This is a genomic window from Flavihumibacter petaseus NBRC 106054, from assembly GCF_000974785.1.
In the GTDB taxonomy this organism is placed as follows: Bacteria; Bacteroidota; Bacteroidia; order Chitinophagales; family Chitinophagaceae; genus Flavihumibacter; species Flavihumibacter petaseus.
This window is the reverse complement of the sequence record NZ_BBWV01000001.1, coordinates 488305-500686: the sequence shown is the minus strand read 5'-3', so window position 1 is coordinate 500686 and position 12382 is coordinate 488305. Positions and strand designations below refer to the sequence as shown.

Sequence of the window (12382 nt, the reverse complement as noted above, 5' to 3'; positions counted from 1 at the left end):
ACTATTTATTGAGGGTTCGCTGCCATGCATCCAGTGTTTGTGTGTTTTCTACTTTCAGATGCCCGTTTTCTTTAAATTCCATAACCACCAGGTCCTCATCTTCAGAAGAATGACGCGTAGCTGAGAACAACGTGACAGACTTGTCCAGCTTAGCCATATGGATCACATGCAGGCGGACGATCACCGGAAGGCTGTCAACTGTTACGGCTTTCAATCAGGTGTCATAACTACCATCCCAGGGAGCGGCAAAGGCGATGGTGGAATTCGGCTGCAGTTCAATAAATCCAAATTGTGTTTCGGGAATGAGTCCAAAAGTGACGCCATCAATTTCTGTTTCAAACAGCCGGACGATAATGTTTCCATAATGTATTTCGCCCAGCGCTTCCACCATGCCGGCGAGATGAGCGAACATCATCCGGTCAGTTACCTGTTTCGTGGTGCCACCCAGCCAGTGTTTTGTTTCCAGGTGGTTACCGTCCTGATCAAACAGGTGCAGGATCGCGTATTCGTTCCGGTAGTCATCGGGATCGCCCGACACGTCTTTGGGGAGGATGGAATAGACATGCGTTACATAACCGAAGAATTGCCTTCCGTCAGCGGTTCTGCCAAGGTGGTGGGTATGATAATTTTCAATTCTTTCGATGGGGATCTTATCCGGGAATTGCCGGGCGAGATGGACTACTTTCATCAGAGTAAGGTTTACATCCAATAATAGTAATTTATCCTGAAAAGCTTTTCCTTTATTTGCTGGTGGGAGGGGGAATGTTATAGCTTCTTTGTTCGTTGCCTTTAACCAGGGTGATCTGCGTATAGGACACCTGGTCCGGATCTGATCTGTAGTTGTCGAGGGTAATGGACTCATAACCTTTTTTGCTTATTATAATGGAAAAGATCCCTTTTTCGACGCCGATCAGAAATTCTCCATTGCTATCAGATAAGGTAGATTTCTTTATTTTTCTGAATTCGATGCTTACGCCCGGCAGGGGCTTAATGCTATCAGAACCATCTGGTTGGTCGAGCCGTTCAAAGACCTTTCCGGATATCAGTGCTACACTGGTATCACTGTAGCCGCCATAGTTAAACCAGGAGACGCTGCTGGTGTCGGTAATCTTGACTGCACCGGTCTGATTCGCGATCAAACTATCCTTACAGCCCGCTGTCAGGGTGATGGCAACAACAGGGATCAACCAGGCAAAAGCAGATTTTCTGTTGCTTTTGGAAAGTACTTTCATGTGGGCGAAAATAGGCTTTGTATTTGCCACCAAAATTACATATGTGTCGGGATTCAGTATCCATAGATTTAATCTAACACCAGGCAGATTGTTTTTGTGTTCGTGTCTACGCTGAAATTGTCAGGTGTTGCAGTTTTCGGAATACATTCGGTAAGATCGAGATTTCTGTCGTTCCTGCTCTGGGCTTTCCTGCCCAAAAAAACTTCAAGTCTGTATTTCCCCTGGCCATCGTTACCTACGCAGGCTTCCAATGTCATTTGCCTGGTACGCTTATTGGTTTTTGAGAATGGAACTGCCCCCGATGAATCTGGCAATACGCCATCACACCAGTATCCCCTGGTTTCTGGCGCTGCAGTCGACCGGAGAAATTTGGTGATACAATATTCGAGGGCGTCGAAAAATGAATTATCCAAAGTCAGGAATATCAGTGCTTATCGAAGAATAGTTGGCAGTAAAGCAACATAGTCGGGATTATCCGTGATGCCATTGTGCGTTTGTCCGTGCAAGGTAATTAGCGTGTCCCCCGCCTTCATTTCCTTTTGGAGTTTGAGCGATGACCCGTAATAGATCACTTCATCCTGGTCGCCGTGAATGATGACTACGGGCATTTTGCAGGCGGCCAGGTATTCATTCGTAGGGAATTTGTATTTCAGCAGAAAAGTGGGAACGAACGGCCAGGTCTTGCGCATTATGTCGGTCAGGCTGTAATAGGGCGCCTGGAGGATGAGCTTTCCGGGTCTGTTGCCGGCCGCCAGCCAGGCCGCCGGGCCTGTTCCGATAGAGTACCCGAGAACGACTATCTCTTCTTCCTTGTACCGGGATTTCATCTTATCGTAGGCAGACTGAACAGCCTTATACAGTTTAGCCTGGCTGCTGATGGCGCCATCGCTCTTGCCGTATCCCGGATAATCCAGGATGAAGACATCATACCGCAAGGCGGTGTAACGGTCCGCCACACTGCCCCAGTCACCGACGGAACCCCCATTGCCATGGAGGTAAAAGATCAACCCTTTTGCACTGTCCGCCCTGAACAGCACGCCGTTCAAAACGCCTTCTTCAGTGGGAATATTGATCTCCTCAAACGACGACCTGAAATCAAACCGGTAGGCCTTGTCCAGCCGTTGAGGAAAATAGATAAGCTTCTCCTGCAGGAAGTATAGCCCAACACAAAGAAGCGTGAAAAGAATAATCACCAGGAACATGCACCGGAAGATGAATCCGCTGAAACGGTTAAATGACATGGGTAGATTTCGTCAAAGCTTCGCCCGCTCACTTACAGGATGTTTTATGGCCCGGGGAGAATAAGGTTTGTTCATAACGCACCAGCCAGCATAGAAAGCACAGAGACTAGTACCAGGAACGGACCCGGCGTGGAAAGGATCAGCAGTACTTTTTCCCAGCGGGTCTCAAAACGCACTTTTTTCTGGACATACAGGATGATCAGGATAAGCCCGGCAAGGATCCAGAATGCCGGAAAGAAATACATATACCCGAGAGAGGCAGACTGATCCTTGTAGATATTCGATACGAAGATCAGGGTAACGATATTATAGGCCAGGCAGTAACTGAATAAAACAGGCATAATAATTTCCCCCGGACCTCCCGTCGGGTTTATTCAAAAGTAATATTCAATGCTTTCAACGCATCTGCCATCGGAATCGCAAAGCCCAGCCCTTCCACGCCTTTTGCCTTGATCTTGGCGGCCACGATGCCAATCACTTCACCGGTAGAGCTGTTGATCAGCGGCCCGCCGCTATTGCCTGAGTTGATAGCAACATCCGTTTGCAGGAACACCTTTTCTTCAATTTCTCTCTTGCCGCTGATGATTCCTTTTGTTACGGTTTGACCGAGCTTGATATTTTCCGGTGTGCCGATAGCGAATACCTCACTTCCGGTAGTGGCAAGTTCTGTTGCGGGATTAATGGGCAAAGGCTTGAATCCATTGCCGGATATTTTGATCACGGCAACATCTTTGGATTCGTTGGTGCGCACAAGCTTAGCCTCAAAGCTGAAGCCGTTGTCGAAGATCACTTCTATTTTTTCCGCGCTGTTAATGACATGATCATTGGTAAGGATATAGCCATCGGTACTGACAATGAATCCGCTGCCGATTCCGAAGTTGGTTTTAACGGTAACTACAGATCCAAGACTTTCTTTGATCAGTGCACTGTAGTTGTCGTATTTTTTTACCGGCACTTTGCCTACAACAATAGCATCTTTTGGTGTTGCCGCTACTGCTTCACTTTTCTTGATGGCAAGGTCCTGGAATTTGGCATCATAGATAAGACCATTAATGGCGTCTTTAACTGCCTGGGTCATTTCATCTACCACGGTGCCCCTTTTCCGTGAATCGGAAAAGCCACCGGTAGTTACTTCATACACTACAGTCTCCTTAGCCATGCTGTACACCGACCAGTGCACCAGTATGGATGCCTGGAATCCCCGGCCCGCGGTTTCTGTAGATACCCACAGGATTTCGCCGCCTACAGCAAGATCAGGAGCATCCGATTTGTTGTTAAACAGGCTGTTGGTGCCCACCATTTTGTAACCGGCTGAAGACATGGTGGTCTTTACCATGGTTACCAGCGGCGTGATGGCTTCCTTATCATCAGATATCTTCAGCTTGGTGAATTCAATTTTCCTTGAATTGAAATCCTTCGGCAGTTTGTTGACCTTATTCAGTTTGATGGTGTATTCCGACACGTTTTTCCCATCGAGTTCAGTGGCCATCAACCCTGAAGTGATGTAGCCGTCGAGATAAGCGAGTACGCCGGTATTGGTCTGGCGCGCTTTTACTTTCACATAATCGGAGGTGCTCGACGAGTTTAAAGCCAGTTTTGCGTTGGATGGGTTTGCGCTTACTTTGACTGTCTGGGAAAATGAAGCTGAAAAACTAAGTGCCAGGATGGCAAAGCACAGGGCCGGTTTAGAGGTGCGCATCAGGATTGAGGTTTATCTGTTTAGAACGTAAATAAAATATAAAATTCTCAAAAAGTCAATAATCCCACCAATTGACCAGTGCAAAATCAGTCAGGAGCTGGCAGATCTTGCCTTTATTATCGTAGCCCACAAAGGTGGAATAGGTTCCGTCACCATAGCCGGTTGAAAAAGCAGCCAGGTTATAGTGCCCGTAGGAATGGATCAGGTAACTCCAGGTCGGCCGGTAGTTCCGTTCCATTATGTCCACGAACACCTGGTTGTAAATGTCCGGGTCTTTATCATACAACTGGTTGAATTCAATATTGGCTTTTTCATCAAGGAACATACCGGTACCGGCATCGACGCCGTAGCCATAAATTTGTTTGCCACCTATGGGCATTGGCGCCTGCCCTCCAAGCAATGCATACTCCCATTTTGTAACTGGTTCATTGGTGAACCTCACCCTGGCATATGCGACGCGTTCATCGGTTGCAATTTTTGCAATTGCCAGTTGCACGGGAAACTGTCCTGTTGGGAATTGTTGCACAAATGGTTTGGCATGGAACGAGTTAACATTGTCGCAGGCTACAATCCTTCCACTAGGCAGTTTGAGTTCACCGATTTCGACAGTATAGAAATCAATCGGCACTGTATCCATTTTTGAACTGGCGCCATCAAAATAAGCTTTCTCGAATATTTCAGGGTATGCTGTTACCTCGTGCGGTGGAAAATGGATTGTTACCAAATGGTCGGGGCCAGGTGTAGCGCAGGAAACCAGAAGAAACATCGAAAAAAGAAATTTCATGCGCAAGTATAGTAAAAAGAAAAATAGGTAAATCACTCTCTGAAGTACAGAAAGTTGTTTGACCCAAGCAAAAACTTACCGTTCTGCTTCCGGAAATAATAGTTGATCGCCTGCCCAAAGCCCAGGTCCAGCCGCCCCCAGTTCGCCGATTTGCTGTAAACCCCGGGTGCCGGGTTATAATTGACCTGGTAAAATATATCGCCAGGCGCCAGCGTGATATTGGTGACGGACTGTGCATTGGCGTTCCATTCATAGTGGCTATGAGTTTCCCCTTCAAAGCTGTCCAGGTCAAAAACTGACAGCGTCGCATCTCCGGCGCCCGTATATACCTTCCCGGTAGCGTCAACCTGCAGATCATATACCTGGTAATTGCGGTACTTGTAGGGCAGCTCCGTTTTCTGCCAGGTATCGCCGTTGTTGCCAGACACATACAGGTCATTCCACTTGTCCAGCATCAGCAACCTCCCGTCGGGATGCCTGGTAAATCCGTATTGCCGCTCCGAACTGTTCCCTACCACCATTTTCTGCCAGGTACTGCCATTGTCCGTACTGCGGTAGGGACCATCGAAATAAAAGCTGATGAAAAGGGAATTATCCTCAGCAAGGAATCCCGTGGGATCGCGCCGGTCGATCAGTCCGCCGTTGATCGCCTGCCAATGCTGCTTATCGGCGGAATAATAAACACCCTCATTTTGGGTAACGAGGTACATCCATCCCTTACTGTTAAACTGCGCATCGACAATCTGATCTGCAAATGGCAGCGTTACCGGGTACCAGTTGAGTCCGCCGTCAGTGGAAACATACAATTTATTGTTCACCATGTATAAGGTCTGCTGGTCGTAGGTGATCACCTTGCTGTTGACAAAATCCAGGCTGCCATAACCGCAGGCCCTGCACCAGCCCGCAGGTTTGGTAGCGGAAGCTGAAACCGTTACACTGTCCACCGGGGCGGCCAGTGTCAGGGGGTTGGAAATACTGAAGGGGTGAAGGTAAAATGTCACTTTCTGTGTGGTGTTGTCGCAGCCGAGCCGCCACTTCACAGAATGCTCCGGGTTGGCCGAATCAGCATAGACCGGGAACCAGCCGGGCAGCGTATCCTGCCCCACATAACCGTTTCCCTGTGTGTGCTTATAGGATATGTAGAACCTGTCGTTCGGATTTTTTGAATGCACGTTCAGCCGGATCGGGTCGGCCAGCATTTCCCCGAAAACACCCGACTGGTTATCTCCGCCGGCGAGTTCAATCTCTCCGGTCGTATAGTCGGGGAGTGGCGGATCGTCCTTTTCGCAACCAGCCATAAGGCAGCTCAGCAGGATCAGCAGGGGTAGGGATGATCGCATGATTAGTTGATTTCGTATTGGTAGATGGACTGGTTCTGCAGGCCGAGGATCAGCTGTGACGATTTGATATAAGTTTTCGTCAGCGAGAACACGCCGTTGCTGTGCCCGTTGATCATGGTCCAGTGATCGCCGCCGTCGGTGGTGCGCGCGATTTCGCCGTTCCTGCCCACCACGATGCCGTTATTGTTATCAAAGAACCTGATGTCGATGATATCTCCATGAATGCCCGGCTTTAATTGCGACCAGGTTTGTCCGCCGTTGCTGGTTTTAATGAGGCAGCCGCTTTCCCCGCCTGCATAACCGAGCTGGTTGTCATGGAACGTAATTTTAAACAGGCGGCTGTTGGTATTCGATGGCAGCTCAGACCAGGTAATGCCGCCATTGCCGGTTTTGATCAGTTTACCACTCTCACCGCCGGCATAACAGGTATTGGGATCCGGGCATTCAACTGTATAGAGGAAATTGATAAAATTAAGGTCAGTATAGGAGGTCCAGTGCTGGCCGGCGTCAGTGGAGCGGGCGATGGATCCGTAGCGGCCGACAGCTACCAGGGAGGAAGGTCCGGTCATGAAATAATTGGAAGACAGATGTCCCACCGCGGGGGCAGACCAGGGGGCTTCGAAGAAAGTGAGACCGCCATCGTAGGTGTAACGGGCACCGTTGTTGGTGATGACGGCAATGCCGGTATCGGCGTCTGCAAAAGCGAGCTGGTAGATGTCGTTCCGGTCATAGCCGTGGGAATTCCACGTTTGTCCGCCGTCGTGGGTGATGACGCCGCCGGGAGTAAGGTCGCCGACAGCAATGCCATCCTGGTCGGTGTAAAAGTGAAGATCCGTGAATGTGCCAGCGCCTGAAGCCTGAGGGTTGAATACGGCCGTCCAGGGGTGACTGGTAGTAGCATCGATCACCGTGGAATCTGCCGGGATACAGTTTGTAGCGATGGAGCAATTGTTGAACAGCAGGAATTTTACCTGTTGGTTGGAGGGACTGTTTCCGAGGGTCCAGACGGAGCGCACATAATATTTTCCATTGTTCCAGGTGGCGGTGTAGGGCATTACCTGGCCGTTGTCGGTTCCGCCGGTAAAATAGAAGGTATAGTCAGGCGTCTGGTCGGCAGGGTTGGGCGTCACCTCAATGATGACGGTATCCAGCAGTTGCAGGCCACGGGTGCCCATTTGGTTGTTGCCGGCAATCACTTCGATCTTAGCTGGCGGAAGGGCAGGTGGCGGCGGGGGAGGTGGTTCATCGTTATTCTTGTCACAGGCCACGAGGGCAAACAACAGCACGGCAAAGCAGATTACAGGGCGGCACATCGGTCAGGCGCGGTTTAACGGTTGATCCCGTAAAATACGGCAAAGAAGCAGCATTTATTGCCTGTGGTCATTGGGTATAAACGGATCGTTTACTCCGCAGTTTCAGGCCCCGAAACCATCTTTTATGGCTGCTTCAAGTACGTCGGTATTGATGTCTTTAAGTGTTTTAAACTTGATGCAATAACCGCTGACGCTTGCCTTACCGATTTTATCTCCATATGTCTCCGCCAGGTATTTCTTATCGGCAATGCCCATGATATAAACGGAGATTCCCGTTGTGTTCGCACTTAGGCCTATCTGGTAGAAGTCTTTGGATTTCCCATCGGTGTATTGAATGGTGTATAATCCGTACCCGATATTGGGGTTGGAAACAACTTTACCTTCACTGTTTTTCCCATCCAGGTACCATAATTGAGAACCAGGCTTTGTGTCCAGGATGATGCGGTGCAGCGCCTGCATTTCGGCTCGCTTTGGTTCAGGCTGGCTGCTGATATATTCCTGGATTTGTTCCTGTACGTTCACGTACTGAATATAAGAAATCTGCGGCGGATTGACGAGCCTGATTGCAATCAGAAGCTCACGCAGAAGATGCTTTGACCAGGAATGAAATTGTTGATGAAATGGGAGCGAAAATTTTCCTGCAGCCTGTCCAGCGGGCTGATATGATCCGCTTTAAGGTAGGCATATGCACTTTCAACAACTTCCAGCTTAAAGTGATAGCCATCCTGGAAGTCTTTGCAGAAGCTTGCATTCATCCCTTTGCGCTGGTGACCAAGTACACGGTAATGCAACCGGTAATTTCCTTCATATGCTTCCAGCCAGCCGAGTAACGCGGCAGCGCATTCCGGATGGGCATTCAGCCAATCCTTTTCAACAATATCACTATAACTGGTATTGTCGGGGTGCACCGGTAGAAAATGAAAAAGGTCTAGTCCCATGTGAAGCATTTTCGCTCGTTACATTCCTGCCGTTTCAAATATATAACAGATACCGCTGTCGGGATTGAAGAAATAACGGGAGGTTTCAAATTCATTTTTTGGGTCTTTCGCGTAGATCAGGAAAGTTTGATCTGGTTTAAACCATCGGGGCAATTCCGTCCACCTGGTCCAGTCATTTTTTACAGTGTCTATTTCAAGCTTTCTATATTCAGCGAATCCGTTAAACCATTTGTTGTTTGTTCTGAATTTTAGGAACACTTCATATTCCAGTGTAAAATGCGGGGATTGAAAATATTGGCCCCTGATCATTTCTATGTGGGCTGGCGGCTCACTACCGTACCAATAGGTAAATGCCTTTCCGGGGTCTTTGGTTTCAGTTTTGAAGCAACCAGTCAGCAGGACAAGTAAAGTGGGTAAAGTTGGTGTGATAACTTTCTTCATTTGCTCAGAATCCGGTAACCTGGTTGTTTAAGATCTGCTGAACAACCGTGGCTCCCAATGTTTTATTTAACACCTCGATATACAGATCAATATCAATCATGGGCCAATCCGTACCGAAAAGAATATGTTGGGTGCCGATTTCCTGGATTCTTTTATTAAGTGCGGCCGCGGGATACCAGGCGGATTTGCTTTTACCGGGGTTAGTGTTGCCTGCGGAGTCAATTGGCAACACCGCGCTCACTTCCAGGTAAAGATTTTTGGTGTAGTCATTCTTCAGTTGAAAATATTCAGCGAAGCGTTCCAAAGCAGCATCGGTGGTTTTGTCGTATCCGCCCCATCCCGCCATATGGGCAACTACAACCGGGGTGGTCTTTGCAAATGGTAATAATTTGTCCAGGAAGACCCGGGCATTGGCCGCACCATCCCATTGCTTGCCGCTCCTGAAATGAATCAGCATCACCAGGTGATTTTTGTCTGCCTGAGCAAATACTTTCTGAAGCTGTACCACCTGGGCCTTATCAAAAAGATTCACTTTGCTGTTGGCAAAATGGAGCTTGAGCCCGGTAAAGCGTTTGGTGTCTGCACAGCGTTGGATTTCTTCCAGCGCATAAGGCTTTAAGGGGTTTACACTCATAAAGGCTGATAACCTGCCCGGATAGCGGGCCACCTGTTCTGCTGTCCAGTCATTTTGTTTTCTTACGGCCTCATATTCGTTTTCTATTGGCGTCAATGGAGAGCCAAACCAATAGGCATTGGATAAGATCCAGGCGCTTTGAAATTTAGCTTTGTTCAGCCTTCCGATAATAGTATCCGCATCAAACACCAGCGAGTCCATTTTTGTCGGTGATTGGCCGAATGCTTTCAGCATTCTGTAGCCCAGCTGCACTGTGGCGGAATCCTGCAGGTGTACGTGGTGGTCAGTGAAGGCATAATGCTGATTACCCTGGGCCTTCAGACTAGAGCTATATAGCAGGAAAATCGCGAATAATAACCTGAGTCGGTAGTTTCTTGGCAAGGATATTGAAATTTGTACTGGTTGCTGTATGGTATTCCTGGGTTGCATTCAATATTTCAACAAATAATGGTCTTAATCCTCAGCTGTTCCCTTTCTGGCGGGCTGAATGTTGTTTGGTAAATTTTCGAGAACAAGTTGTAAAGCTTCACTCGCATTTCCCTTACCGAGATATTTATTCATATTCAATGTCACTACGTAGATTTGGCTATCCCCCGTTGCTTTAGTGTGCTGAATTTTTGAATATTCGGCTTCATTCTTAGGCAGTATAAAATGTGCATATTCAAGCAGCGTCACGTTGGGCAGATTATTCGTATCGTATGGAAATCCGGTACATCTGCTGAAACACATCGTATATAGACTTGTAAATGGAAAAAGTTTGTTCAGGGTGTTATCCTGGCTGGCAACACCTATAAATTCTTTCAATCCCAGGCTGTCATCATCATTTTTAAGCAATTCCCAGGTGAACTCAATTTCCTTGTTTTCATCAAAAGCACTTGCTTTGGCGGAAGGACACACAAAATTGTATTTTTCAGATAGCGCTTTTGTTGAAACGTTTTGAATAAGCCAATAATCTAAAACCTTAGCAAGTTCTGTTAAACTGTTTGTTTTTCCATGTGCCAGGCAGACACCGTCTCTCCAAAAGTCCGGCAAATATAACTTCTCCTTCGCGGCCATATAGATTTGTGAAAATTTGTTACCATGCTCTACCATGGCAAAGGAAAATGGTAACTTATCAAATGAATCGTCACCCCTCACCCGCAAACTTGAGTTAATTGTTTTTAACTCAAGATCTATTGCATTTGCAAGTCCACCGGCTCTGATAATTTCCGGATAAATTGTCTTTCTGGAGAATAGGGATTTTATATTGTGAAATAGTCCAGACATTTTATTAGTGACTGTCTACAATGTAATTCAGTTCTGTTACGCCGTTGGTAAATTGTTGGGTGGTGACCAGTTTCAGTTTGATTGTATCCTGTATACCTTCAAACAATGGAATGCCTTTCCCGAGAATGATTGGATTGACAAACAGCCAGAAGCCATCTATCAGGTTCAGCCGGAGAAGGGAATGGGTCGCCGACGGACTGCCAAAAAGCAGGATGTCGTTACCCGGTTGTTGTTTGATTTCATTGATGCGCGCTGCAAGATCATCGCTGATTATCGTTGTATTCGTCAAGACAGTATCCTTCATCGTTTTCGATAAAACAACCTTATGCACTTTGCCGTACCACTTTGAATGATCCTTGTCGTGCTTGCTGGCATTCGGCTTGTCACCGGCCCCGGGCCAGTAGCCTTCCATCATTTGATAAGTTACGCGGCCATACAGGGCGGTGTCTCCCTCGCTGATCCGCTTGCCCACAAAGTCGAAAAGTTCTTCGTCAACCTTGATCCAGTTCATTTCCCCGTTCGGTCCGGCTACAAAGCCATCGAGTGAAATGTGCATGAATGAGATGATTCTTCTCATATGGCGCTGTTTTATTGTTTTCTGAGATGAAGGTACCAGTATTTTGGGTTTAACATTTTTTAGTTAAATTCCTTTGTGTTTCAAACCGATTTTCCCGATGTCAAATACAATTCGTAAAAGATGGCAGGAGAAACTTCATGATACTATTTATGAATCCAATACGCTTGCGGGTAAGGTCTTTGATATTGCACTCCTGATTTTGATCCTTGGATCAATTACTGTGGTTATGCTGGACAGCATCGAATCTTACCACAGACGTTATGGCACCTTTTTTTACACATTGGAATGGGGTTTCACCATTCTTTTCACGATAGAGTATATCCTGCGCCTGGTCTCCATCAGACGGCCGTTGCGTTATGTATTCTCTTCCCTGGGGATCATTGACCTCCTGGCAATAATCCCGTCCTACCTGAGTTTCGTTTTTGCAGGTGCGCAATCTTTACTGGTATTACGGGCGCTCCGGCTGTTACGCATTTTCCGCATCTTTAAACTGACGCATTTTCTTACGGAACTGGCATTTCTCAAGGCTTCCCTGGCATCGAGCCTCAAGAAGATCAGTATTTTCATGCTGGTTGTGCTGACACTGGTTATTATACTGGGCTCCATTATGTACCTGGTGGAAAATGGTGAGAACGGGTTTAGTAATATTCCTGAAAGTATCTACTGGGCCATCGTAACTATTACAACCGTTGGATATGGTGATATCTCACCGGTTACCCCATTGGGGAAATTTATTGCATCCATCATGATGTTTATCGGATATGGCATTATTGCGGTCCCCACCGGTATCATCACCACCGAAATTGCCCTTGCTGTAAGAAGCAGAAAGCCGGGTCATGAGGTTTGTAAGGGCTGTGGCGCAGAGGGGCATGATGGTGACGCAAGTTTTTGCAAGTTTTGCGGAACGGCGTTGTAAG

General features: G+C 47.5%; 17 protein-coding genes. 1 reads left to right on the top strand and 16 read right to left on the bottom strand.

Translation table 11 applies throughout. The annotated features are described in order from the left end of the window. Position 1: 1 nt before the first annotated feature. The 16 genes from FPE01S_RS02145 to FPE01S_RS02070 form a co-directional block, all read right to left on the bottom strand. The gene (locus FPE01S_RS02145; protein ID WP_046367274.1) at positions 2-214 is read right to left on the bottom strand and encodes a hypothetical protein; all 213 of its coding nucleotides are present in this window, start codon (positions 212-214) and stop codon (positions 2-4) included. Beyond that, positions 215-688, bottom strand: a complete 474-nt coding sequence (locus FPE01S_RS02140; protein WP_046367273.1) for a hypothetical protein — start codon at positions 686-688, stop codon at positions 215-217. Positions 689-740: 52 nt separating this feature from the next. Continuing rightward, positions 741-1232, bottom strand: coding sequence for a carboxypeptidase-like regulatory domain-containing protein (locus FPE01S_RS02135; RefSeq protein ID WP_046367272.1), 492 nt, complete (start codon positions 1230-1232; stop codon positions 741-743). 68 nt (positions 1233-1300) lie between these two features. Then, positions 1301-1645: a hypothetical protein gene (locus FPE01S_RS02130; protein WP_046367271.1), complete on the bottom strand. Its 345-nt coding sequence runs from the start codon at positions 1643-1645 to the stop codon at positions 1301-1303. An 18-nt stretch (positions 1646-1663) separates the two neighbouring features. After that, positions 1664-2473 (bottom strand): alpha/beta hydrolase, encoded by an 810-nt coding sequence (locus FPE01S_RS02125; protein WP_245623925.1) that lies wholly within the window; start codon positions 2471-2473, stop codon positions 1664-1666. A 71-nt stretch (positions 2474-2544) separates the two neighbouring features. After that, the gene (locus FPE01S_RS02120) at positions 2545-2814 is read right to left on the bottom strand and encodes a hypothetical protein (protein WP_046367270.1); all 270 of its coding nucleotides are present in this window, start codon (positions 2812-2814) and stop codon (positions 2545-2547) included. Positions 2815-2843: 29 nt separating this feature from the next. Next, positions 2844-4172 (bottom strand): S1C family serine protease, encoded by a 1329-nt coding sequence (locus tag FPE01S_RS24560; RefSeq protein ID WP_052955450.1) that lies wholly within the window; start codon positions 4170-4172, stop codon positions 2844-2846. A gap of 55 nt (positions 4173-4227) precedes the next feature. Continuing rightward, the gene (locus FPE01S_RS02110; protein WP_046367269.1) at positions 4228-4956 is read right to left on the bottom strand and encodes a DUF4241 domain-containing protein; all 729 of its coding nucleotides are present in this window, start codon (positions 4954-4956) and stop codon (positions 4228-4230) included. Positions 4957-4988: 32 nt separating this feature from the next. Next, positions 4989-6296, bottom strand: coding sequence for a WD40/YVTN/BNR-like repeat-containing protein (locus FPE01S_RS02105; protein WP_157473866.1), 1308 nt, complete (start codon positions 6294-6296; stop codon positions 4989-4991). Positions 6297-6298: 2 nt separating this feature from the next. Then, entirely contained in the window at positions 6299-7609 is a 1311-nt protein-coding gene (locus FPE01S_RS02100; protein WP_046367267.1) for a WD40/YVTN/BNR-like repeat-containing protein, read from the bottom strand. A gap of 102 nt (positions 7610-7711) precedes the next feature. Further along, positions 7712-8131, bottom strand: a complete 420-nt coding sequence (locus FPE01S_RS02095) for a DUF1801 domain-containing protein (RefSeq protein WP_046367266.1) — start codon at positions 8129-8131, stop codon at positions 7712-7714. Positions 8132-8178: 47 nt separating this feature from the next. After that, on the bottom strand, positions 8179-8547 hold the full coding sequence (locus FPE01S_RS02090) for a hypothetical protein (protein ID WP_157473865.1): 369 nt from the start codon (positions 8545-8547) through the stop codon (positions 8179-8181). 18 nt (positions 8548-8565) lie between these two features. Then, on the bottom strand, positions 8566-8988 hold the full coding sequence (locus FPE01S_RS02085; RefSeq protein ID WP_046367264.1) for a hypothetical protein: 423 nt from the start codon (positions 8986-8988) through the stop codon (positions 8566-8568). 4 nt (positions 8989-8992) lie between these two features. Next, positions 8993-10003, bottom strand: a complete 1011-nt coding sequence (locus FPE01S_RS02080; protein ID WP_169749120.1) for an amidohydrolase family protein — start codon at positions 10001-10003, stop codon at positions 8993-8995. A 72-nt stretch (positions 10004-10075) separates the two neighbouring features. Further along, positions 10076-10888: a DUF6193 family natural product biosynthesis protein gene (locus FPE01S_RS02075; protein ID WP_046367263.1), complete on the bottom strand. Its 813-nt coding sequence runs from the start codon at positions 10886-10888 to the stop codon at positions 10076-10078. 4 nt (positions 10889-10892) lie between these two features. Continuing rightward, positions 10893-11465 (bottom strand): dihydrofolate reductase family protein, encoded by a 573-nt coding sequence (locus tag FPE01S_RS02070; protein WP_046367262.1) that lies wholly within the window; start codon positions 11463-11465, stop codon positions 10893-10895. 97 nt (positions 11466-11562) lie between these two features. Here FPE01S_RS02070 and FPE01S_RS02065 point away from each other — a divergent pair, with 97 nt between their 5' ends. Then, positions 11563-12381 (top strand): ion transporter, encoded by an 819-nt coding sequence (locus FPE01S_RS02065; RefSeq protein WP_046367261.1) that lies wholly within the window; start codon positions 11563-11565, stop codon positions 12379-12381. Position 12382: the final 1 nt, after the last annotated feature.